Raw genomic sequence first — 24,029 nt, forward strand, 5'->3', positions numbered from 1 at the left:
CGGCGGGAGGGTTCGTCGTGGAGGACGGACACCTGGAGCCGGTCGCCGTGGCCGGTTCACGCCCTGGAGAGGGAATGGCCGACTCCCTACCGTCATGGACGGCCCGCGCACAGGGTGCGGGCCTTCGTCATGCCGGGAGAACCCCTTTGGACATCAGCGACAGCCGCGTGAAGGTCTACAGCGATCGCAGGTACACACGGACGACGGCGGTGCGGCACCAGGGCACCACACTGGCCTTCGCGATGGACGATCAGCGCCGGATCGTCTACAGCGTGCTCGCACTCGACGGATACGACCCCGCGCGGGGTGACACGGACGCGGCCTACTGGAGCGAGAACCCAAGGGAACTCTCCTTCCCGCAGGAGCTGAACCGGGTCGGCTACGCGGCGCTCGGCACCGTGACGATGCCCCGGGTGAAGAAGGGCGGCCGGGCGGAGGCGGATCCGGGTCAGGTGCTGGACCCGGAGGAGACCAACGCGTTCCTCTCCTCGACGGCCCGGCTGACCGCCGATGTTCCCTTCCAGGTGCTCTCGGACGGCACCCACGTGATCGTTCTGCGGCAGTCCATCGCCGCCGGGCACCCCGACGCGGTGCGCGAGGTCACGCCGGGGGCGGCGTCGGCCGCCGGGACCGAGCCCCCGCTCGTGGACGGCCTGCTGCTCTGCGACCGCTTCCTGATGGTGGGCGGCATCCTGAAACCGGTGCGCGAGACCCGCTACCGGCGCAGTCGGATGAAGCACCGTCCCGGCTCCGCCAAGGACAGCCTCGGCGCCTCCGACATGGAGGGCAAGCCGTTCTACGAGCCGACCCAGGCGATCGGCTTCGTCCGCAACCTGAGCGAGGGACGGTTCGCGGCGGTCCTGGTGCCGACCAGCGTGGCGGGGGCCCAGCGCTGGCAGTTCTTCGCCTGGAACACCGTCACGGGCCGTATGGACGCGTTCAGCGTGGACCGTTCGGCCGACGGGCTCTTCACCACCCAGGGCAACCGTGCCTGGACCAGTCCCGACCCCCGCTACCAAGGCGCCGTGTACGAACGCGGTGCCGGCCCGTGCCCGTTCACCGGGGCGCCGCTGGTACCGGTGCGATCCGAGTCGGGATTCGGGGAGACGGCGCTGAGGCTGGCCACCGCCGGGGCCCAGGGCACCGTGGACACGATGCCGCGCGGACCGGAGTTCACCGTTCAGGCGTGGGTGAACCCGGCCCGGCAAGCCGCCACCACGCTCCTCACGAACGGCTACACGCTGGAGCTCACCGACCAGGGCTGCCCGCGGCTGCGCGCCGGCGACAGCGAACTCACCGGAACACAGCCGCTGCCGGCCGGGCGGTACACCCATCTGACGGCCACATACGCCGACGGCACCGCGACCCTCTACCTCGACGGAACGCCCTGCGGCAGCGGCGCGTTCGCCTTCCCCGGGGAGGCTGCGGGCGAGGCGGTCATCGGCGGCACCGTACCCGAGGGCGGCTTCGCCCTCGACGAGCTGCGGGTCTGGGACCGCGCCCTCGGCCCCACCGAGATACGCGAGGACCTCGGCCACCGGCTGGTCGGCGACGAGCCGGGCCTGGTGGCGTACTACCGGTTCGACGGGGGCGCCGGAAGTATCGCGTACGACCAGACCGACGCCGCCCGCCACGCCGCTCTGACCGGTGAGGTGAGCTGGGAGACCTCCACCGCTCCGATCGGGGACCACGCGGGCATCCGGCGCGACAGCTTCACCTTCGCCAACCGGGAACCGGTCTCCGCGCCCTCCGCGGTCCTCTACCACCAGCAGGAGACGCGGGCCTGCGGCTACGACGCGGCGGCGAAGCCGGTCAAGAGCCAGGCCCGCGTCCTGCTGGCCTGCGCCACCCGCGATACCGCCGACCCGCACTCCGAACCCTGCCTCGCCACCCTCGACTTCGGAGTCGGCGTGGACGGCAGGCTGGCGCAGACCGCCGACGTGGTGATCCTGCCCGAGATCGGGACGGACGCCGCCGACACCGGGCTGGAGCGGCAGAGCCTGCTGGAGCAGCGGATCCAGATGCTGCGCAACGAGATCGCCGCCCTGGAACCGCAGGTCCCCCCGCTGGCCGCCCGCTGCGCCGACCTCGCCGCCACCCGGAACCAGGTGACGTCCGCACAGCAGACGCTCGACACGGCCCAGGCACGCTGGGACACCCTGCGCTACGACCCGACCGACTGGACGTCGGTGCGCATGTTCTTCAACAACTCGGTCGGGCGCTACGCCGTACAGGCCCTGAACAACCGGCTCACCCTCGGCGAGTCCGTGGTCGGCGGCAGCAGCACGCAGACCAGCTCCGTCTGGAAGATCGAGCACAGCGGCCTCACCCACAGCGGCCGGCCGCAGTACTACGTGTACACCTACGACCGCGCCTACCGCCTGAACGTCTACAACGCGGCGACGAACGACCAGGCGCACATCGAGCTCTACCCGACCACCACCACCGACTACACCAGCGAGCAGCTCACCCTGACCCGGCTGGCGGGAAACGTCTGGCGTCTCGTCGCCCGCCACAGCGGCAAGACTCTCGCGCTGCGCTACGGCAGCGAGTACAACCGGATCCGCCAGTACACCGACTCGGTCCTCTCCGGCAGCGAGGGCAGGTGCGAGATCGAGTCGCTCGGGTCCCGCTCGGGCGCGGACACCGCCGTGGCAACGGCGCGCGACGACCTCACCCGGCTTCAGGCCGCGCTGGACGTTAAGCTCGCGGCCCAGGAGCAGCTGGACGCCGTCAACCTCCAGCTGACCACCCGGCGGGACGCGCTGAGTGCCGCCGAGGACGAACTGGCCCTGCTCACCGCCGGTATGGCCGGGGCCGACGACGTGGTGGTGCCCGCCGTCCACCTCGGCACCGACCCCACCGGCCTGACGGTCTGCGGCGGCCTCCTCGCCTTCGCCCGCACCGCCGATGCGCCCTTCCTGATGGACAGCTCGACCGGTCAGGTCGCGCTCTACTTCCGGGGGCTCAACGGGCAGTTCTTCGCGGCCTACTACGACACCCGCGTGGTACGCGGCAGCAAGGTCCTCGGCTCCGGTGCCTCCGGGCTGCTTCTCACCGCCTGGGACGCCTCCGTCGACCTGAGCGGCGTCACCGTCACGGTCAGCGAGGTCCCCGGGCAGCCCGCCCTCTGCGACCTCACCCTGGACCGCCCCGGCGAGCGCGAGGTGTGGCGGGGGCTTCCGCGCCACGCCCGCACCCTCGTCGACGTCCTCACCGGCGCACCGGAGGGCGACCCTCCCACGATCGGCGTGCTCGCCGACCCCGGCCCCCGGACCGGCCCGGCCGCGCCACCGGAGCCGAGTACCGTCCTGCCCCTGGCCGCGCCGCTCGCGCAGCCGCTGGCCGCCCCCGCCTACCTCGCCACCGACGACGGCGTCCGCCTCCTCACCGCCTCCGCCGGTGCCGGCGCGGTCGAACTCCACCTCGACGCCCCCTGCCTGCCCTCCCCGGGCTCCCCGGTGCGGGTGGTGCGCTACGACACGAGGCTGGCCGAGGCGGAACGGCCGGGTGCCGACCTGCGCCGGGGCTCCCGGCTGGTGACCGCCGCGGCCGGCTACGAGGACGCCCGGATCGCCGACGGCACCGCCACGCAGGCCGTGGCCGGGCACGGCTGCCGCTGGCGCGGCGCCTCCCCCGGCCGGGCGCTCGCCTTCGACGGCGCCACCCAGCACCTCGGCCTCGCCCCCGAACTGGTGGAGCAGACCGCCATCCCCTCGGACGTGACCGTCGAGGCGTGGGTCAACCCGTACGCGATGGAGGGCACCTCGCGCCTGGTGCATGCCGCGAACGGCGAGGACGCGCCGTACAGCCTGCTGCTCACGGACGCCGTCCTCCGGTCCGCGGTGGCCTTCTCCTCCGACTCGGCCCACGTGACGGTGGACCGAGTCGACCTGACGGGCGGCCCCTTCACCGTCGAGACCTGGCTGCGGCGCACCACGGCGGGGTACAGCGCCGAGGAGACGGTGGCCGCGCAGGGTTCCTCCGGCACCGCCGGGAGGAGCCTCGCCCTGGGCTACCGAGCCTCCGGCGCCTTCTTCTTCAGCCTCGGCGGCGGGGAGGACCTGCAGACCGCCGGCACCTACGCGGACACCGACTGGCACCACTGGGCCGCCACCTACGACCCCGCCACCGGCGCCCAGGTGCTGTACCGCGACGGTGTGGAGACGGCCCGCCGCACCGCCACGGCCCCGTACACCGGCGCCGGCACCCTGGTCCTCGGCCGCGCCGTCAACGGCACCCGCGGCCTGCGCGGCACCATCGACCAGCCGCGCCTGTGGGGACGGGCCCGCACCGCCGCCGAACTCCGCGACCTGATGCGGCAGAACGTCACCGGCAGCGTGCCCGGTCTGCTCGCGTCCTGGACCTCCACCTCGGGCCAGCTCCTGGACACCTCCGGCCACGGGCGGCACGGCATCCGGCACGGCGACGCCACCGAGGCGAACGCCCACGCGACCGGATACCGGGTCGTCTTCGGCGTCGGCGAGCGCGCGGTGCGCAGCCGCGAGGTCCACCCGGCCGGGGAGTGGGCCCATCTGGCGGCCGCATTCGAGCAGTCGTGGGCGGTGCGGCTCGACGGCGCGGCCTGGCTGGACGGGGACAACGACGACACCCTGGACCTGACCGGTGACCTCACCCTGGAGGTGTTCTGCCGACTCGACCGGCTCGGCATCACCCACGGCCTGGTGACCCGCGGCAGGCTCGGCTCCGACGACACGGCCGTCCCCTACCAGCTGTCGGTACGCCCCGACGGCAGGCTGGAGTTCGCCTTCGAGGAAGCCGGGGGCACCGCCCGGCGGTTCGTCTCCTCCGCCACCGTGCCGGTGGGTCGCTTCACCCGGCTCGCCGCGGTCAGGCGGGCGGGCCGCGAGACCGCCGAACAGAAGGGGACCCGGGAGATCACCCTGACCAACCCGGACGGCTCCACCACCGTCGAGACCGTCGACGTGATCCAGGACATGGAGGTCCGCTCCTGGGACGACATCACCTTCTACATCGACGGCGCAGCCTGCGGAACCTCCCGCTACACCGGTGGCGGACCGGGCGGCGGCGAGGGCGCGCTGGAACTGGGCCGGGTCTGGGACGGGCCCCGCCCGTACGCGGCCCAGGGCGTCCTGGGCGAGGTGCGGATCTGGAACACCGCCCGCGAGGCCGCCACGATCGGCGCCGCCGTCTCTCCTCGCGACAGCGGCCTGGCGGCCCGCTTCACCTTCGAGGAGAACGAGGGCAACACCAGCACCGACACCACCGGCTCCCATGCCGTGCGGCTGCGTGGTGCCACCTGGACGCGCAACCCCGACCCGCAGGGCAGCCGCTTCCGGCTCTACCGGGACGGCTCACCGATGCCGACCGAGCCCCTCGACCCCGGCGCCCCCGACCATCCGGCCGCGAACGGCGCCTTCACCCAGAGCCAGTTCACCCTGGGCGCCCGGCGCGCGGGCACCGCGGTCACCGAGGCGCTGGACGGCACCCTGGAGGAAGTGCGGGTCTGGCGCACCGCCCGTACCGCGGAACAGATCAGCGACAACCTCTTCACCCGCCTCAAGGGCGACAAGGAGGACCTGGTCGGCTACTGGCCGTTCGACCGGGACTCCACCGCCGTCGGCGCCACCCGGGTGCGGGACCTGGGACTGCGCGGCAACGACCTGGAGGTCGGCGCGGGCACGCCGCCCACCGTCGTCCTGTCCACCGCTCCGGTCTCCACCGACACCGCCGCCGTCCGCTCCGCGATCTCCGGGGTGCGCACCGCCTTCCACCAGACGATCGCCGGGACCCCGGCCACCGCAGAGTACGCCGACATGCAGTACCGGCCGGACGGCTCGGCGGCGGGGGTGATGAAGCGCGCCTACAGCTATCTCAACGACAGCGGCCGCTGGGCTCTGGTGACCGGCTACAAGGTCGGCGACCTGGTGTCGGAGTGGGTCAGCCAGGTGCAGTACGACCCGCAGCTCGTCGGCTACCTGGAGGGCGCGCCGCCGGTGCCCTCGGAGAACCTGACGGGTGAGAACGGCGACTACGCGGGCGCCTCCGCCGTCACGTTCACCACCGCGGACTCCGTGACCGAGTCCCTGTCCTCCTCCCGGAACCGCAGCGTCGACACGGCCTTCCAGATGGCGTTCCAGAACGAGTACGACGCCGAAACCCTCCTCATCACCGCCCCGCTGGGCATCGGCACGGCCCAGCCGGCCGTCGAGGGCGGCGCGGTCGTCAGCGTCGACAACACCCTGGAGTTCAGCAACACCTGGAGCGACGAGACCTCCCTGGCCCAGTCCACCGACACCGAACGCGCCACCTCCGTCTCCCTCGCCGGGTACTGGGAGGACCCCGCGCGCCTCCTCAACCCCGCTCTCGGCCGGCGCTACCAGCCGGCCAACGTCGGCATGGCGCTGGTCCAGTCGCAGACCGCCGATGTCTTCGCGCTGCGGCTGGCCCACAGTGGCGCACTGGTCGCCTACCGGATGCGGGCCAACCCCGACATCCCCCGCGACTGGAACATCCTCACCTTCCCCATCAACCCGCAGTACACCAAACAGGGCACCCTGGACGGCGGCGTCGGCTTCGACGAACACGGCAAGGTGCTCGACCCGGCCTACCCCAACGCCCTGCAGTACGGCGAGTACAGCTACTTCAAACCCCGCGAGGCGTACGCCCTGAAGCGGGCCATCCAGCGCCAGCAGCAGCAGACCCAGGACTACTACGACAACGTCACCACCCGCACCGGAACGTCCGACCCGGTGGCAGGACGCGCGAAGAAGATCGCCGAGAGCTTCGTCGGCCCGATCGGCGACGCGCGCGACACCACCGCCGGCGAGGGCTCCAGCAGCTCAGCCGCCTCGGCCTTCGCGGTCCGCGACCTGGCCAACACCTACCTGTGGACCGCCGACGGCGGGTTCTTCGCCGAGACCACCACAACCGCCGACGCGATGACCGAGACCGCCGGCGGCTCGTACTCGGTGACGGACATGCTCACCGCGGGCGTCGAGTTCGGCTTCTCGGTCTTCGGCGTCGGGATCGCCGGGCAGCTCAACGCGAGCATCGGCGGCAGCCACAGCGTCACCCGCACCAAGAGCGAGGACGCGTCGCGCTCCTACGGCCTGGATGTCACCTGCGAGCCCTCCGGTGACCTCCAGGCGTACCACGCGGACGGCAAGGCGGTCTTCGACCCGCAGGGCAGGCCGGTACTTGTACCCGGCAAGGTGGACGCCTACCGGTTCATGAGCTTCTACCTGCACGAGTCCGGCCGGAACTTCGACGACTTCTTCCACAAGGTCGTCGACCCGGTATGGCTCGCCGACTCCAACGCGCCCAGCGCCGCCGCACTGCGCCAGACCCGGCAGTCCGACCGCAAGCCGCCGTGCTGGCGGGTCCTGCACCGGGTCACCTTCATCTCCCGCGTCCTGCCACCGGTGCCGGGCGCCGACGCACCACCGCTGGAACGGGACCTGGCCCGGGTGGACATCGCCTCCAACTACGAACTCGTACGCCGGCTCGACCCCTACGTCCGGCACGCCACCAGCTCCCTCGGTGAACTGTCCGACGCCACACGCACCGCGCTCACGGCGCACCTGCCCGAACTCCTGCCGCACCAGGACGACATCCGCCGCTTCCTCGCCCAGTACTACGGAGTCGAGGACTGATCTCCGGTCCCGGTGCTCCTGCGGCAGTCCAGGAGCACCGGGAACCACACCGGTGCGGAGCGCCGGTGTCGCCCGGCATCCCCGAATCGCACGGGCGGACCGCTGCCCCGGGGCGGAGGACAGCGAGCTGGCATCCACGGTGCGAACGGGCTCCGGCTGCTTCCCTTCCCAGCGCACCACACCGGCAACCTCGTAAGCCCTCGAAGGGGTGGCTCGGGTCCGGCACACGCAGCGCGACAGCGTCCGCATGGAACGCGGGCGGGCAGAACCTTCATCACCGTGCGGAAGCCCCTGCTGCCCGGGGACAGGTCCGGTACGTCCCGCTCAAACGGCGCGGCTCCGCCTCCCGCCGCGCCGCGGGGCGAGGCCGGAGGCGGGTCGCTGCCGACATCAGCGGCGTGCGCGCCTGCGTCGGCCGGCCAACCCCAGGAAGGTGCCGAGGAGCAGCAGGAGGGCGGCGCCCGCCGTGCTCAGGACCAGAGTGGTGGCGTCGCCGCCGGTTACGGCCAGACGCTCGGCGCCCTCGGTACCGGTGTCCGCGGCGTGCGAAGCGTCGTCGGGTGTGGAACCGGGCATGCCGGAATCAGCGGTGGTGGTTCCGGCATCGTCGGTGGTGTCGTCGGCCGGGGGCTCGTGGTCCTCGTGGGTGACGGGTGCGTCGTCCTTGAGTTCGGACGGGTGGGCCGGGGGGGCTGCTGTGACCGGTTCCACGGGGGGTGCAGCGGCGGTGTCGGTCGGCGGGGCCTCGCCGTTCATGCTGATCTCGACCCTGGCGCCCGCGGCGTCCTTCGCGGTGACGGAGACCTTCAGCTTGTGGGCGGTGTCGGTGAAGCGGGTGATGGCGCCGTCGCCGTCGTTGGTGCCCACCCGGAGCTGGAGGGCCCCGGCGTACTTCTGCTTGGTCACGCGGTAGGCGTAGACGCCGTCGAGGCCCTCGTCCAGCCCGCCCTCGGGGCGGCGGTACTCCAGCACCAGCTTGTCCTCACCGAAGGGGACCTCCAAGGCCCGCAGGCCGCCCTGCTTCCCGTAGAGGGAGCGCAGGGTGAACGTGCCAGAGCTCGTGACCCGCTGGTGTTCGGCCGCGGTCAGCCAGCCGCTGTGGATGAGCTGGGTGGCCGTGAGACCGACCCTCGTGCCGCCGCCACCGCCCATGGGGGACTTGCCGCCTCTGCCGTTCACGCAGTCGGTGAGGCGCCCGTCCTGACAGACGATGCCCGGCTGATGCGGGTAACCGAGGTTGTGGCCGAACTCGTGCACCACGACCCCGAGGTTGGCGAAGGCATTGGGGGCCTGGATCCAGGTGTAGGGCCCGCCGATACTGCCCAGCCCGGACCAGCTGCAGCCGATGCGCGGGCTGGCCATGGACAGACTGTCGTAGTCCTCACCACGCTTCAGCCCCTTGGCCTCCAGCAGTTCCAGAGTCTTCATCTTGATCTCGCCGGCATTGCACCCAGCACCCTTCATCGGCAGCTTGAAGGGGCCGATCACCTTCTCCGGGACCGCCGGCACATAGGCGGTCTTCCCGCTCGAGACCCGGTCGTAGTACGACTTCAGGGAGTTCTCGGCTCCGAAGTACTTGGCGGCGAAGTCCGCCTTGACCGCGGCCGGGCCGACGTGGGCCCGGTCCTGGAAGTCCACCATCACGACCAGCACGCGGTTCTCGCGCCTGTCGTCCGCCGCGGCCGTCGAAGCCACCACCCCCGAACCCGTGAACAGCGTCGCCGACGCCGCCACGACTCCACCAATCTGCTTCAGCCCGAGTCTCATGACGCTCTGCACTCCCTTGGTTCGTTGCGCTTCACCAGGGAAGACCAGTCCGCCTCACCCCCCTCCCGGCATTTTGCGTCCCCTTTACCAAACGATCGCTTCAGAACGAGTTGAACCGCGGGTCCCGCACTTACCGATCTTGATCGGCAGGGCGCTCGGTACATGCTGATCCTGCCTCTGACGACCTGCGCAGCGGAAGGCCCCGCCGCTACCGCGCACTCCCCTTGGGAGCCACGGTGGCGCGACCCCGAAGGCATGGCGAGTCACGGCCACCACGGTCGCGCCCGTCCCGGGGGCCGGTGACGGCCAAGTCCCGGCCGCCACGCACCTCGGCATCGCCAACGCCCGGCATCCCTGATCTCACGTCCGCCCGCCGCGCGCCGCGTCCGGGACAGCGCCGGCGGACTGCTGTACTCTCCGTCCCAGCCCTCCGAGGTGCTGTTCATCCTTCAGAAGGGCCGGGTCCGGATCTTCCGGGTCTCCGCCGACGGTCGCGCACTCACCACCGCGATCATCAGCCCTGGCACCATCTTCGGCGAGATGGTGCTCCTTGGGCAGCGGATGTACGACAACTTCGCCGAGGCCCTCGACGACGTCACCGTCTGCGTCATGAGCCGCGCCGACGTCCACCGCTTCCTGTTGGCCGACGCCCGGATCTCCGCGCGCATCACCGAGATCCTCGGCCGACGGCTGACCGACCTCGAACAGCGGCTGTCCGACAGCGTGTTCAAGTCCGTACCCCAGCGCATCGCCACCACCCTGCTCACCCTGGCCGCCCAAAGCCGCCCCCTGGTACTCGGCGCCCGCAGCCCGCAGATCGCCCTCACCCACCAGCAGATCGCCGCCCTGGCCGGCACCTCCCGCGAGACCACCACCAAGGTCCTGCGCGACTTCGCCGAGCAGCACCTGATCCGGCTCGCCCGGGGCCGCATCACCGTCCTGGACACTGAGCGGCTCGCGGACCACGCGGGCTGATGTCACCGAACCGTAAGCACCGGGCCCGCACCGAACTCACCCCTGCAGCCTACAGTTCAGCCAACCCCGACCTCCAGGAGTGACCCTTTCATGCGTGCCCGCCTCATCCTCACCGGTCTACTGGCCGCCACCGCGCTGACCGTGGCCGGCTGCGGCACCCAGGACAACGCCTCCTCCCAGGGCACGGCAGACACGGCCCCTCCCGCGGCCTCCGGCTCCTCCGCGCCGGCCGGTGGGCAGTCCGGGATTTCAGCGGTACCCCAGGCGCTGCGGTTCACGGGCACGACCGTGGACGGCCAGCCGTTCGATGCGGCGACGCTGGCGGGCAAGCCCGCCGTGCTGTGGTTCTGGGCGCCGTGGTGTCCCACCTGCAAGGCCCAGGGCCCCGAAACCGCCAGGGTCGCCGCCCAGTTCCAGGGCAAGGCGAACGTCATCGGGGTGGCTGGACTGGACAAGCCGCAGGCCATGAAGGACTTCGTCTCCGACACCAGGGTCGGCGCCTTCCCGAACCTGTCCGACGAGGCCGGGGAGATCTGGAAGAAGTTCGAGATCACCCAGCAGAGTTTCTACGTGATCCTCGACAAGGACGGCAAGACGGTCTTCACCGGAAGTCTCCCGGCCGGCAGGGGACTCGCCGACAAGCTCACCCCGCTCGTGGGCTGACCCGCCGTGTCCGACCTTCCTCTCGCCCTGGCCCTGACCGCGGGCATGCTCGCGGCCGTCAACCCCTGTGGCTTCGCCCTCCTGCCCGCCTACCTCTCCCTCCTCGTCCTCGGCGACGACACGCCCACCCGCGCGGCCGCCGTCACCCGCGCACTGTGCGCGACCGCCGCGATGACCGCCGGATTCGCCGCCGTGTTCGCCTTGTTCGGTCTCGCCATCGCGCCCGTCGCCGGCCAGGTCCAGCAGCACCTGCCCTGGTTCACCATTGCCTTCGGGCTTCTGCTGGCTCTCATCGGCGGCTGGCTCCTGGCCGGCCGGGACCTGCCCGCGCTGCTGCCCAAACTCCGCCGCGCGCCCTCCGTCACCCGCTCCGTACCGTCGATGGCCCTGTTCGGCGCCGCGTATGCCATCGCCTCCCTCGGCTGCACCATCGCCCCCTTCCTCGCCATCGTCGTCTCCGCCTTCCACAGCGGCTCCGCCCTCGAAGGCGCGGCCCTGTTCACGACGTACGCGGCCGGAATGGGCCTGATCGTCGGTGCCGCCGCCCTGTCCGTCGCCCTCACCCGCACCGCCCGCATGGGCCGGCTGCGCCGCCTCGGCTCCGTCGCCTCCCGGCTCGGCGGCGGTCTGCTCTTCCTGGTCGGCGCGTACGTCGCGTACTACGGCTGGTACGAGATCCGCGTCCTGCGCGGCCCCCAGACCACCGACCCCGTCATTGAGGCCGCGGGCACCGTCCAGCAGGCCGTCGCCGGCCTGCTGGACACCATCGGGATCCCCGTGATCTCGGCGGCCTTCGTCACGCTGCTGCTTGCCGTGGTGCTGCGCCGCCGCCGGCAGCGCCATGACCGGCCCCAGGCACCGGACAGGCAGCGCCACCCTGCCTGACGGTGCCGACGGCGCAGGGAACCTCTCGCTCTGGTTGCAGAAGGACGAGCGGACCGAGGCCGACGCCTCGGGGGTGACCAGGGAGACCACCGCAGTGGCGGGCTCCGCACCGGTCGGGCCGTCCGGCGTGGCGGTCAGGCGAACCGGCTCCCCGGTGGCGCGGCAGGCGAGGTCACCTGGGCCCTCTGACCGAGGATCGCGGGGAAGGCCAGCTGCACATCCCGCCCCGGTGGACTCCCGCGTGCCCGGGGCGGTCTCATGTCCGCAACCAAGCCGAGCCGCCGACTTCGGCCGTCATTCGGCACACCGCAGCGACCAGGGTAGACACCCTTGCCTGTGGCCGAGCTCGAAGACTGTGCCTCACTCGTGCCGGCGATGCGACGATCGACCTTCCCCCTTCGGGGTGAACCGCTCAGCCCGCACTTCTGGGTGCAACCTGTCTCATTCCTCTGCGCACACCCGAGCCCATCGCGATCCTTGAGGAGCCCGGCCGCTCCGAGTTTCCAGGGAACGCCAACGTCTCATGAGACATGCAGATCGCGGAGAACACCTTTCGTCAGATCATCACCTCGGCCGGGATGCAGGCGCGGATGCAGGCCGTGAGCACGTGGCTGACGGCCGGCGCCCGCCCCGTGGCCGCGCTGCTCGCTGGCGGCCTGGGCACGTGGATCGGGGTGCGACCCACCCTGACCGCCGGGACCTTCCTGCTGCTCGTCCCTCTCGGGGTCCTCTCCCGCTCCCCGCTGCGCGCGCTGCGGCAGATGCCTGAGATGCCTCCCGCTGCGCCCGGGACAGGCGGCGATCCCGTGCCGTCGCCGCTCGTACTGCGGACGGCCCCTCCGGCCGTGCCCAGGCCCGCCCGCACAGAAGACGACCGTCACGACCGCTCGCCCGGAGGAGATGCCACGTGAACAACGTGCCGAGCGCCGCACCGGTGACTTCTGCCGTGCCTGCCCCCTCCGAGCCCCTAGAGGGCACCGTGCGCAGTGACCCCGCCCTGTCCGCTGCGCCTTTCCTTCCGCCGCAGCCCGCCGGCGACACCTCCGGGGCCGCGGCCGCCCGGGCGGCGATGGTCGCCCGGCTCGAGGAGAGCGGAGAGCTGCGCCCCGGGCCGGTGCGCGAGGCCCTGCTCGCGCTGCCGCGCCAGGTCCTGATGCCCCAGGCGTATGTACGGCGCAGCGCCCCGGACGAGACCCCGCCGCGCTGGGATCTGCTGGACTGGACCCGCCTGGCCGACCGGGGCGAGCTGCTGGAGCGGCTGCACAGCGGTGACAGCGTCGCGATCCAGCACAACGGCGAGCCGATCCTCGGCCGTACTGTCGGCTCGCGCCGCGGGGGCGTGATGACCGCGATGTCGAGCACGATGGGCATGACCGCAGACCTGCTCCAGCTCCTGGACCTGCGGCCCGGGCAGCGCGCGCTGGACGTCGGGACCGGCGCCGGGGTGACCGCGGCGGTGGCGTGCTTCGTGTGCGGCCACGACCGGGTCGTCACCCTCGACATCGACCCGCACGTCACCGCTGCCGCCCGCGAGCGCCTGTCCGCCCTCGGTTACCGGCCGACTGCGGTGACCGGGGATGGCACCGCAGGCTGTCCCGACGCGAGCCCGTACGACCGGGTCTTCGTCTCCTTCGCCGTCCACCGCGTACCGACAGCCCTGGTGGAACAGCTGGCGCCGTGCGGGCGCGCGCTGATGACGCTCGGGACGTCGTCGCCGTCGTGGCCGGGCCTGGCCGTGATCGACAAACGACCGGACGGGACCGTGGAGGCGGAACTGCGCGCGGTCGAGTTCGGGCACCGCGCCGGCGCCGGCTTCGACCGGCTGTTCCTGTCCGCCTCCTTCCGCGACACGATCGCTACCGCCGACGGGTGGACGCAGCGCACCCGGCTCGCGCCGCCGACGGACACGGCGCGCGGCATGTGGCTGGCCCTGGACGCCCTGTACCCGGGGCTGGTGCGCCACTTCGGCGCCGAGGACCTGACAATCGGCGCGCCCCACTGCAGGTCGTGGATGCGCGTGCGAGCCGCCGGCCACCGCCGGTGGGACGTGACGACCTGCGGCCCCCGGGACATCTGGGCGGAGATCCAGGACGCCGCCGCCCGGTGGCGGGAGGCCGGCGAACCGGCCGCCTACCGGATCCACCTCGATACCGACGACGTCCAGCGGGTCACCAGCCCGAACGGCGCCCTGACCTGGCAACTTCTGCGCACTCCTGGAGATTCACGATGACCCGCCCCGACCATCCGGCCGCTGGGGCGGTCTCAGACGATGCCCTGTTCGGGTCCGAGGCCGCCGACTACGCCCGCTACCGTCCCGGCCTACCCGACGCGGCAGTCCACCTCCTGGCCGCCACGCAGCACGGCGTACCCGAACCCGTCCTGCTGGACCTCGGCACCGGCACCGGACAGGTGCCCCGCGCGCTGCTGCCCGTTCTGCACCGGCTGGTTCATATCGATCTGGTCGACGTGAACCAGCACATGCTCGAGACGGCCCTCACCGCGCTCGACCCGGTCCGCGGGACCTGCACCGTGAACACCTTCACCGGCGAAGCGCACACCTTCACCCCTACCGCGCCCGGCCGAGCACCCAGCTTGATCACCTGCTGCCGGTCCTTCCACTGGATGTCCCGCCCGGAAGTCCTGGCCATGGCGGACCAGGAGGCCGCGCCGCACGCCGCCTTGGCGATCATGGGAGACGGCAGCCTGTGGACCCACGAATCGGAATGGACCGTCGCCCTTCGGGGACTGATCCAGACCTACCTCGGAGACGACCGGCGCGCGGGCACCCGCGGAACGTACGCCGGACCGGGCCGCTCCTACGAAGAGGACGTCGCCGACTCGGCGTTCAGCGACGTGGCCGAGCACCGATTCCCCGTCGCCCGTGCCTGGACACCCGAGGACGTCCTCGGCTACCTGCGCACCACGAGCTTCGCCCGCCCCGCCCTCTTCGCCGAACGACACCACGAGTTCGAGGCCGAGGCGCTCGGTCTCCTGAAGGCCCATGCCCGGGGCGGCGTCCTGAAGGAGGACGCAGAGTTCACCGTGCTTCTCGCCCGCCGCCCCGGCGGTGCCGCGTGACCGGCACCCAGCGGCACACCGAGCCGCTCGACGTCCACCTCATCGCCCTGCGCGACAGCCCGGCCGGGCCCGAAGTACTGCTGTCTCGGCGGGCCGGCGACGTATACGCGGCCGGCTACTGGCATCTCGTCTCCGGGCATCTGGACGGTCCGTGGGAGGACATGGTCACGGCCCTGGTGCGCGAAACCCGCGAGGAGGCCGGTGTCGTGGTCGATCCGGCCGACGTCCGCGCGGCCGTCACTGTGCACCACCGCTCCCCCGCCGGCGGCGCGCGCATCGGCGTGTTCTTCGAGGTGAGGCGCTGGGAGGGCACCCCGGAGGTCATGGAGCGACAGGTGTGCGACGCCATGGAGTGGTTCTCCTTCGACGCACTCCCGGAGCCGATGGTCGCCTACTGCCGGGCTGGGCTGGATAGCTATCGGGCCGGTGCGCGGATGGCCGTGCACTTCCAGGAGCCCGGCGACCCGATCGCCTACACCCCGGACGCCGACCGGCTGGTCCTGGTCCCCGAACCCGGCAGACCCGGCACGGTCCCGCAGGAGGTGCGCGCCTTCGCCGAGCGGGCGGTGGGCCGGATCACCAGCTGGACGGACATGTCCTGGGCGCGAGAGGAGAGCCGTGTATTTCGGGCGAGCGGCTCCGAGGGCGGCACCTGGTACGTCAAGATCCACCAGAGCGACCGCTTCCACCAACGCGAAGTCGCCGCGCTCCGCGGCTGGGTGCCCGGTCTCGGCCCGGCCACGCCCCGCCTGGTGGCCGCCGACGCGCAGCTGCGGGCGGTCGTACTCACCGCGGTGGGCGGCCGCTCCCTGCACGGCGCCACATATCCGCCCGAGCAGCAGCGCCACATCTTCCACCGCATCGGGCAGCTCGCAGCCGCCATCCACACCAGCGCCCCACCGCGCCCGGCCTCCGACGCCCTGCCTCTGGGGAAGCTGGAGCGGCACCTGAACGGAGCCCGGCCCCACCTCGGGCCCGGGGATGAAGAGTTCATCCGCACCACCACCGAGAAGGCCGCCGGCCTGCCCGCCCTGGAGGCGGTCCCCACACACGGCGACTTCCAGCTGCGCAATCTGCGCTGGGACGAAGACGCCGATGTCCTGTACGTGATCGATTTCGAGCGCGCGGAGGAAGGCCCGGCGATCAGGGACTTCGTGCGGCTGTCCGACGCCTGGCGCGGCCGCCCCGACCTCCTGGCCGCCGTAACGGATGGCTACGGCCGCCCTTTCACCCCGGACGAAGAGGCCCAGTTCACGGTCCTGTCCGTCCTGGATTCCGTCTCCGGCATCTCCTACGGCGCCGCCCACGGCGACCCCGAGCTGGTGGAGCGCGGTCGCCGCACCCTAGCGCGGCTCCGTGCCGCCCAACGCCCCTGACCCCACCGCACCTACGTACGAGGAGCAGCACGTTGGCTTACACCGCCCGCGATCAGTGGGAACAGCACTACAGCGACGGCAAGAACTTCCGGCAGGTCGGTGAGCGCGAGCGGGAGCTGCTCGCCGAGCACGCCCCCGCCCCCGGCGGCGGGGGCCGGGCGCTCGACGTGGGATGCGGGACTGGGGAAATGAGCGTCTTCCTCGCCTCCCTCGGCTACACCGTGGACGCCCTCGACTTCGCCGACAGCGCGATCGCCCGGGCCCGCGAGGAGCATGCCGACGTCGAGGGCGTGCGCTGGCTGCATCTGGACATCGAGCGCGACGACCCGGCCCCGCTGGACGCGGAGGGGTATGACCTGGTCGTCATGCGGCTGATGTATCCGTTCCTGATGGACCGTGGTCGTGTCCTGCATGGGTTGGGTGAGCGGCTGCGGGACGGCGGCGCTCTCGTCGTCATCACACCGGTGGTGGAGAACACGCCTGAGGAGCGGCGCGAAATCGCTCTGGACGATGACGAGATCGACCCGCTGACCGCCGGCTGGAAGACGGTTGAGCGGCTGGACGCGGACGGCCTGGCCTTCCTGGTCCTGCGCGGCCCCTGCCACACCGACGCCCGGGCGGTCGAGAGGAGGCCGACCACGGGCCATGCCCTGACCGGCGCTCTCGCCGTCGTCACCGACGATGCCGGCCGGGTGCTGCTCGGCCGTTCCAGGCGCGGCATGTTCGAACTGCCCGGTGGCAAGACCAGCGGCCCGGAGGACTTCGCCGCCGCGGCGGTGCGCGAACTCGCCGAGGAGACAGGTCTGGTCGCCGAGCCGGGTGACGCGTACGTGGTGACGATGCTCGTCGACGACAGTCACGGCGTGCCCCGGCTCACGGCGGTCGTCCGCATCGCCGCCTGGACGGGAGTCCTGGCCAACCGTGAGCCGAAGCTGTTCGACCGGTGGGAGTGGCATGATCTGCACGCCCTCGCCTGCGTCGGCGACATCTTCACTTCTGCCGCGCAGGCGCTGGACGCCGTCTGGCCCGGGGTCATTCCCGACCTGCCGCCGGCGGCCTCCTATCCCGTCGCCGTCGACCAGCCGCCCGTGCCAGGTGAGCCGGCCGAAGCCGTCCGGCTGCGCCAAGCGATGGCCGGGACGGTCATCGACGGCGGCTGGGCCCGGTCCGAGCCGGTCCAGGACGCGCTGCGGACCGTGCCTCGCCACCGCTTCGCGCCGGAAGTGAACCTGGCGACCGCGTACGACGGTAGCGACCGGGCCGTCATCACCCGGCGCGACGAGACCGGGACGGCGATCAGCTCGGTGTCCGCGGCCTGGCTCCAGGGCGACATGATCGAGAACCTGTGCCTGACGCCGGGCGCGATCGTGTTCGAGGCGGGATCCGGGGGCTACAACGCCGAACTCATCGCCCACGTCGCCGGGCCCGAGGGCCGCGTGGTGACCGTCGACATCGACCCGTGGGTCGTGCGCCGCACCCGCCGGTTCACCGCGGAGGCCGGCAGCGGACGCGTCACCGTCGTCGAGGCCGATGCAGCCTTCGGCGCACCCGCCCACCTTGTGCCCCGCGGCGGCTTCGACGCGAGCGTGATCACCTACAACTGCTGGGACATCGCCCCGGCCTGGCGGGAGCAGCTGGCCGAGGGTGGACGCCTGGCCCTGCCGCTGGAGATCGGCGGCTACACCCGGGCAGTCACCTTCGAGCGGCGCGGGCAGGTGCTGGAGGCCCGGCACTTCACGTACTGCGGCTTTGTGCGGGACCAAGGACAGCAAGCCCGCACCATTCCCGTAGCCGGTCTCCTCGACGGTGATCTGACGCTCCGCTTCGAGCACGGCACCGCCGCCGAGACGGCGGGCTTGGAGGAGGCGCTGCGCGGGCCGCGGCACGAGATCGCCACCGGCGTCACCATGGGGGCGGCGAACTCCTACTTCGGCTCCCTGCAGCTGTACGCGGCCACCACCCTGCCTGCCTTCTGCCGGCTGGCAGCCCACCAGAACTCGGGTGTCACCGCCATCGCGGAGGACCGGGACGCACCGGCCGTCGTCGGCGACGCCTCGCTCGCCTATCTGACGCACCTCCAGACCCGGCACGGCGAGCTCCCCGAGGACAAGGAATGGGAGTGGGTCGTCCACGCCTTCGGCGAGCAGGGACCCCAGCTCGCCGAGCAGCTCGCGGCCACAGTCCGGGCCTGGGACCGCCACGTCCGCGCCAACGACAACGACCAGCACGCCGATCCGCTCCTGACCGTCCACCCGGCCGACACACCCGACGATCTGCTGCCCGCCGGGCACGTCCTCGACAAGGAGCACTGCCGCCTGGTTGTGACGAGGCTTTTTAGTTGGCACAAAAGCGGGATAGTTGGCACTGTCTGCCGGCCAGGCGACGAAGCTTCCGTCAGTGGACCGGTAGACCGGTCAAGGCGCGGCCGATGACCGGACGCCGGATCTCGCCGGCGCCTTCGAAGATGGTGAAGACTTTGGCGTCGCGGTTGATGCGCCTGACGGGGTAGTCGCGCGTGTAGCCATGGCCTCCAAGGATCTGGATGGCCTCGTCGGTCACACGCACGGCCGTCTGGTTGGCGTGGAGCCTTCAGCCTGAGCGAAGGGCTTGTCCTGGCGCGCCATCCAGCCCGCTCGCCATGCCAGCAGCCGAGACGCGTCGATCCGGGTCTTCATATCGGCGAGCTTGAAGACGATGACCTGGAAGCCACCGATCTTCCTGCTGAACTGCTCCCGCTCGCGTGCGTAGTCCAGGGCGTGCTCGCAGGCGGCGCGGGCCATGCTGAGCGCCATCGCGCCGACGGCCGGCCGCGTGGCCCCAAACGCCTTCATCGCGGCCTTCACGGGGCCGGGCGACCCGAGCGACCAGTCGGAGGCGACTCGCTGCGAAGACGCCGTACCGGTAGCGCGTCCCGGCTCAGCCCGACCTCGCCTCGGCCGGGCTCGGTCGTCAATGAGAGTTCACGAGGGCATCCGCTGCGTCTCATACCTCGCCGACTGCGCTCTGGTCAGCTGAAGCTGTCGAAGTGCCCTGCCCGAAGGAGCCGGGAGGCGCTGTCAGGCGCGGAGTCGCATTGCACGGCGAGGCGGACTGCGTACAGGTCGAGCCGTCTGCGGAGCTCGAGGCGTCCGGCCTTCTGGTGTGCCGGGGTGAGGAACTGGGCGACCTGGTCGACCAGCTGCTTCCTGTCCCGTCCGCCAAGAGCCGGGGCGGCAAGGAGGGGGCAGTTGAGGTGCTCGGACTGGGTGACCTCAGCCCAGACGAGAACCGTGGCGAGGTGAGGCTCTTGCCGTGCCAGGTGGCCGAGCTTGGGGATTCCGTCGCATAGTTCGGGCCAGTCGGGCGCCGGCATCCGCCAGGTGGCTATGGATTGACGACGTCGTGCGTAGTTGACTCGGTTGGGGTTGCGGTCGAGTTCGGCAGCGATCCGTTCGACGCCGGCTTCGAACTCCTCCCACAGATTGCCGGGCATCGCCCGGCCGAGTGCATCGAAGGTACTGACGACGCTGCCGCGTAGCGTGCCCAGTGTCTTGGCGCATTCAGCCCAGGTGCCGCCGGCGGTCATCTCCATCAACTTCAGGGACGCCGCTCGCCGCAGGTGGCGTACGGTCGAGCTGTTGACCTGCTGCATGTGGTCGATGAGGTGAGTGAGGTGGTCGTCGAACCAGGCTTGCGGCAGCAGTTGAGGGACTTCCTCGGGGCTGAAGCAGCAGTCCCTCGAGGGGACACGCAGGCGGCCGGGTCCGCGGCTGCTGCCGCCGGCGTGGAAGATCCGGCGCCGCCTGACGAGGGAGCGGGCCAGGGGCGCGGATATCTCCGCGTCTCGGAGCATCGCATAGGCGCGTTTCGGAGCACGTTCATAGGCCGCCTGTACGAGTGGCTGGACGCGTTCTCGGAGCGACGCGGACTCGTGAGTGCTGAGGAGGGTGTCGGCAGCGAGAAGGAGGGCTCCGCAGGCTGCCGGGTCCGTCGGGGCCGGCCACAGTTCCGGTATCCGCAGGTACTTGCTGGTGATGGGCTTCGGGGTGTCCAGGGCCGCGGTGATCGGTGCGGCGTGGGCGTCGATGAGGGCGGCTGTCGCGGGTGTGGGCGCGAGATCGGCGCCGGCAGGCCAGCTGAGCTTGATCAACTGGGCTGCGAGGATGAGATCGGGGAAGGGACCGCCCGGCTCTCCGGCACCCGGTTCGGCTGGTTCGATGGAGCCTGGTGCGAGCCATCGGTCCAGGCGTTCCTGCAAGGTGATCATGCGAGTTCGCTCCTCCGCGGACAGGTGGCTTCCGCTGGTCTGCGGAGCCATGTCCCGCCGGGCCCGGCAGGCTTCCTGGTGGGCGACGCGTCCTGGGGCAGAGGACCCCTCCGGCATCGGGTTGCGGCACTGTAGGGGATGGAGGTCGTCGCGCTGTGGCTGCCGGATCAGGCTGCCTCGATTCTGGGTAGTGCCGCCGAGCACGTTTCCGCACTTGGGGCAGACCACTTCCAGTAGGCGGTGATGGAGGGGGCAGGCGAAGACGACTGGCAGGTGCCAGCTCAGCTTCCAGGGCCCCCCGTGGGCCGACTGGACGGCGCTGCGGTCACCGCTCAGGCACTCAGGGCAGTACCGGCTGCTGGCATTGAAGGCCCAATACTCCCGCTGGGCGACCATGTTGGTCTTGGAATCCACCTGAGCCTTCGCCAGCGCCGGGTAAGTGGCCGCATAACGGCGAAGAGTGAGGTCATTGACCTCTGTCCAGGACAGCCGCGTGGTGGCGGCGAAGGCGGCGGCGATGTCATCAGGCAGGCCGATCAGGTGATAGGCCGGGGGCCGACGCTCGTACGCGGCCAGCCCGCACAAGCCGGCGATTCTGCCGGGGGATCGACCCAGGCGGTGTGCGAGCCGCAGGAGGAAGCCGGGCAGGGACTCCTCCGGTAACGGGACGAGGCTGCGGGCGAGTCGGCGGTGCCGGTCGGGTACGTCGGTCACGGTGGCAACCTCGGCGCTGTGGGTGAGGGTCGTCGAGAGCGTAGTGCGCGGTGGGGAGGGCGTGATCTCAATGCCCTGGATTCACTCGTTCTGGAGTGGTTCAGGGGTGCAGGGTGTCCGACGGCCGGGGGTATCGACGGTGGACGTCATGCAGTCGGGGCTTGGTCTCTGGATCACTCAGCCCCGCGCAGCGCGTACCCCGGTCTCGAGGCTGCCAGCTTGGAGCGAGGCAACGGGGCGGTCGCAGGCGGTAGCGAGTAGGTCGGAGTACGTTTCGAGACGGAGCAGGAGCTCGCGTTTGCCACCCTTGCGGTTGGCTGGGGTACGGAGCTGGTTGATCGACCCGACCAGGCGCTGGGTGCTGCAGTTCGATTCCCTCAGGGCGCCGAGCACGGGGCTGTGAAGGTGATCGCCCTGGGTGACCTGAGCCCAGATCAGCACGGTCGCGGTGCCACGGGTTGGAGAGGTGGCCCCCTGGCGGAACTGCTCGAGGCCGCGGCACAGTTCGGCCCAGTCATCAGCCGGAACCTGCCAGGACGAAAGAAGCTCCCGGCGTCGCCCGTAGTGAACACGATCGGCGTCCCAGTCCAATTGGCTGGCCACACTTTCGACGGACCGTTCAAAGTCCGGCCACAGAGCCCGTGAATGCAACTCCCGCCTGATGACTTTGAGGGACTGCTGTGCGGTGTTCCACGGGATGCCGAGGGTCTTCGCGCAATCAGGCCAGGTGCCACCGCCGCTCATCTCCGCGAGCTTGAGCGCTGAAACACGCCGCAGGTGCCGCATCTTCCAGTCGGTGAGGTGCGTCCAGTGGGACAACAGGTCGCCGAAGTGAGCGGAGAGCCACTCCTGCGGCAGGAGAGCCGGCACATGCCCGACCCGGAAGCTGCTCTCGCGAGAGGGAAGGCTCTGTCGCGCGTGCCGGTGGCCACCGGCACGGTAGAACCCCTGGGCGCGGCCCAGCAGAGCACGCGCCACCGCGGAGGAGACGTCCATGCGCCGCAAAGAGGCGCCGATGTTGGCCGGATTACGGTGGAACGCGGACGCAGCGAGCGACCGGACGCGATCGGTCATCCCAGTGTCATCACGCTCCTCGCGACCGAGGAGGCCGTCGGCGGCAACGAGCACCGCCGCACACTCGGCCGGGTCCTCGGGGACATCCCAGACGATGGGCGTGTGCTCGTCGGGCTCAGGGGTGCGTCGGCGAGCGACAGCTGAGGAGACGTGGCCGTCGATCAGGTCGGCCATCGACGTTGAGGACGCATATCGTGCACCGTCTGGCCAGCTGAGCCGGATGAGATGTGCAGCAACGATGAGATCGGGAAAGAAATGGGGATCCGAGACGGGCTGGACTGCGTCGGCGCTGGAACGAACACCTATCAGACGCTGATCGATGCGGTGCTGCAGGGCAAGCAGCAGGGATAGATCAGCCTCGGACATGCGCTCGGCCCGGCGGTCATGGTCCAGTCGGGCAGCGCAGGGAGCGGCCGGAGCGCCGTGAGCATCAGGCATAAGACGTCGGCATTGGGCCGGGTGCAGCCCGCTCGTGGTGCGATGAGTGATCAGCCCTTGGCGCTCAGTATTCGTCGGCCGATTCGGTGTACCGCCGCAACTCGGGCACGTATGGGAGAGTAGGGCGCGGTGCACGCTGCAGGCGTACGAGACGGGAAGATGCCAGCGCAGTTTCCAGGGACCGCCGTAGAGAGCCTGGACGGGACTTCCGTCCCCGGAAAGGCACGCGGCGCAGTATCGGCTGGACATGCTGGCAGCCCACGACTTCCGCACGGCCGTGGTGTTGCGGCTGCCGTCCATCCGAACCGATACCAGGGGCGGGGAGACGGCGGCAAAGGACGACAGTGTCAGGGCGTTGGCCTCCTCCGCGTTCAAGCGGGCGGCCGTGGCAAACGGCCCGATCCGATCGGCGGGCAGCGAGAACAGGTACTCGCCGGGAAGCCGATTCTGGCGATGGATCAGTCCGCACAGGCGTGCAACCCTGGCGGGCGAGCGTTCCGTGCGGTACGCCAGCCGCAGGAGCAGGCCGGGCAGTGATTCCTCGGGGAGCGGACGCAGAGCGCGGGCCAGCGGCCGGGCGGTCACCTGTGTCAGCCCGCCTCGCCGGCTGCGGCGGGGCCGTCATCGTCGAAGACGGTGTTGCGGCCCTTCGGCTTCTTCTTCCCGTCGGTGGGCTTGTGCGGGGGGATCTTGGGCTGCTCGCCGGACTCCGCGTCCAGGTCGGGCATGTCGCCGGGGGTGATAGTGAACTGGTTGAACAGTTCCTTTGTCAGCCGCTCGCTCTTGTCCTCGATGGCCCGCCGGCAGCCGTTCTGGATGAGCTTCTCCAGTACGCCGACCACGCCGCCGGTGCGGTTGAACAGGTACTCGGGCATGTCGCCTCGGGTCAGCATCCCCTCGGTGTCGTTCAGCAACCGCAGGTGCCCTTCCAGGCGGGCCAGGTGATCCAGCCAGGCGGCCATCTCCGGTCCGTCGGTGTAGCGGAACGGGTCGAGGTCGACGATCTGGAAGCGCCGCTCGTGCTGGCCGGCGGCGTGATCGTTCGGGCTGCGGCCGCGGTCCTTGATCGGCTGGTAGATCCATTCCAGGGTCTTGGGGTCGCGACGGCCCTCGCGCAGCAGGCCGGAGGTGGGGATTCCGACGCCGACGAGAATGAGGGTGACGGGCATGCTCATC

Annotated in this window: 13 protein-coding genes and 2 pseudogenes; 9 read left to right on the forward strand and 6 right to left on the reverse strand. The window is 71.1% G+C overall.

Annotated features, from left to right (window positions below; genetic code table 11):
• The first annotated feature begins 146 nt into the window (after positions 1-146).
• On the forward strand, positions 147-7,637 hold the full coding sequence (locus BJP40_RS03395) for a LamG-like jellyroll fold domain-containing protein (protein WP_071278469.1): 7,491 nt from the start codon (positions 147-149) through the stop codon (positions 7,635-7,637).
• Positions 7,638-8,027: 390 nt separating this feature from the next.
• On the opposite strand, the gene BJP40_RS03400 is transcribed toward BJP40_RS03395, so the two are convergent.
• Entirely contained in the window at positions 8,028-9,404 is a 1,377-nt protein-coding gene (locus BJP40_RS03400; protein ID WP_143065879.1) for a hypothetical protein, read from the reverse strand.
• Positions 9,405-9,812: 408 nt separating this feature from the next.
• Between BJP40_RS03400 and BJP40_RS03405 the strand changes: the two genes are divergently transcribed.
• The 3 genes from BJP40_RS03405 to BJP40_RS03415 all read left to right on the forward strand — a co-directional run bounded on the left by BJP40_RS03405 (position 9,813) and on the right by BJP40_RS03415 (position 11,927).
• Positions 9,813-10,379, forward strand: coding sequence for a Crp/Fnr family transcriptional regulator (locus BJP40_RS03405; protein ID WP_349239642.1), 567 nt, complete (start codon positions 9,813-9,815; stop codon positions 10,377-10,379).
• 90 nt (positions 10,380-10,469) lie between these two features.
• Positions 10,470-11,042 (forward strand): redoxin domain-containing protein, encoded by a 573-nt coding sequence (locus BJP40_RS03410; protein WP_071278473.1) that lies wholly within the window; start codon positions 10,470-10,472, stop codon positions 11,040-11,042.
• Positions 11,043-11,048: 6 nt separating this feature from the next.
• On the forward strand, positions 11,049-11,927 hold the full coding sequence (locus BJP40_RS03415; RefSeq protein WP_071278475.1) for a cytochrome c biogenesis CcdA family protein: 879 nt from the start codon (positions 11,049-11,051) through the stop codon (positions 11,925-11,927).
• Positions 11,928-11,999: 72 nt separating this feature from the next.
• Here the strand turns inward: BJP40_RS03415 and BJP40_RS35175 are convergent.
• Positions 12,000-12,065 (reverse strand): annotated as a pseudogene (locus BJP40_RS35175) (alkylmercury lyase); the annotation flags it as partial.
• Positions 12,066-12,457: 392 nt separating this feature from the next.
• Between BJP40_RS35175 and BJP40_RS03420 the strand changes: the two are divergent.
• From BJP40_RS03420 to fxlM, 5 genes are all read left to right on the forward strand, one after another.
• The gene (locus BJP40_RS03420; RefSeq protein ID WP_071278477.1) at positions 12,458-12,838 is read left to right on the forward strand and encodes a hypothetical protein; all 381 of its coding nucleotides are present in this window, start codon (positions 12,458-12,460) and stop codon (positions 12,836-12,838) included.
• A 68-nt stretch (positions 12,839-12,906) separates the two neighbouring features.
• On the forward strand, positions 12,907-14,157 hold the full coding sequence (locus tag BJP40_RS03425) for a protein-L-isoaspartate O-methyltransferase (RefSeq protein WP_256220614.1): 1,251 nt from the start codon (positions 12,907-12,909) through the stop codon (positions 14,155-14,157).
• Entirely contained in the window at positions 14,154-15,005 is an 852-nt protein-coding gene (locus BJP40_RS03430) for a class I SAM-dependent methyltransferase (protein WP_071278479.1), read from the forward strand. Before BJP40_RS03425 ends, BJP40_RS03430 begins: the two co-directional genes overlap by 4 nt.
• Entirely contained in the window at positions 15,002-16,381 is a 1,380-nt protein-coding gene (locus BJP40_RS03435; protein WP_071278481.1) for a phosphotransferase, read from the forward strand. The genes BJP40_RS03430 and BJP40_RS03435 overlap by 4 nt, the downstream gene beginning before the upstream one ends.
• A 32-nt stretch (positions 16,382-16,413) precedes the next feature.
• Positions 16,414-18,813 (forward strand): methyltransferase, FxLD system, encoded by a 2,400-nt coding sequence (gene fxlM / locus BJP40_RS03440; protein ID WP_079170888.1) that lies wholly within the window; start codon positions 16,414-16,416, stop codon positions 18,811-18,813.
• On the opposite strand, the pseudogene BJP40_RS03445 reads toward fxlM, so the two are convergent.
• The 4 genes and pseudogenes from BJP40_RS03445 to BJP40_RS35180 form a co-directional block, all read right to left on the reverse strand.
• Positions 18,776-19,218 (reverse strand): annotated as a pseudogene (locus BJP40_RS03445) (acyl-CoA dehydrogenase family protein); the annotation flags it as partial. The gene fxlM and the pseudogene BJP40_RS03445 sit on opposite strands and share 38 nt — an antisense overlap.
• Positions 19,219-19,388: 170 nt before the next feature.
• The gene (locus BJP40_RS03450) at positions 19,389-21,341 is read right to left on the reverse strand and encodes a TniQ family protein (RefSeq protein WP_071278482.1); all 1,953 of its coding nucleotides are present in this window, start codon (positions 21,339-21,341) and stop codon (positions 19,389-19,391) included.
• Between the two features lie 177 nt (positions 21,342-21,518).
• The gene (locus BJP40_RS31315; RefSeq protein ID WP_177204292.1) at positions 21,519-23,438 is read right to left on the reverse strand and encodes a TniQ family protein; all 1,920 of its coding nucleotides are present in this window, start codon (positions 23,436-23,438) and stop codon (positions 21,519-21,521) included.
• A gap of 5 nt (positions 23,439-23,443) precedes the next feature.
• Complete coding sequence (locus BJP40_RS35180) at positions 23,444-24,022, reverse strand: hypothetical protein (RefSeq protein ID WP_256220616.1); 579 nt, start codon at positions 24,020-24,022, stop codon at positions 23,444-23,446.
• Between the last annotated feature and the right edge of the window lie 7 nt (positions 24,023-24,029).

It is taken from the genome of Streptomyces sp. CC53, from assembly GCF_001865245.1.
In the GTDB taxonomy this organism is placed as follows: Bacteria; Actinomycetota; Actinomycetes; order Streptomycetales; family Streptomycetaceae; genus Streptomyces.

Excerpts from the sequence above, each read along its gene's own strand:
- BJP40_RS03400 (WP_143065879.1), bottom strand. The coding sequence starts at position 9,404 with ATGAGACTCGGGCTGAAGCAGATTGGTGGAGTCGTGGCGGCGTCGGCG.
- BJP40_RS35180 (WP_256220616.1), bottom strand. The coding sequence starts at position 24,022 with ATGCCCGTCACCCTCATTCTCGTCGGCGTCGGAATCCCCACCTCCGGC.
- BJP40_RS03410 (WP_071278473.1), top strand. The coding sequence starts at position 10,470 with ATGCGTGCCCGCCTCATCCTCACCGGTCTACTGGCCGCCACCGCGCTG.
- BJP40_RS03420 (WP_071278477.1), top strand. The coding sequence starts at position 12,458 with ATGCAGATCGCGGAGAACACCTTTCGTCAGATCATCACCTCGGCCGGG.
- BJP40_RS03430 (WP_071278479.1), top strand. The coding sequence starts at position 14,154 with ATGACCCGCCCCGACCATCCGGCCGCTGGGGCGGTCTCAGACGATGCC.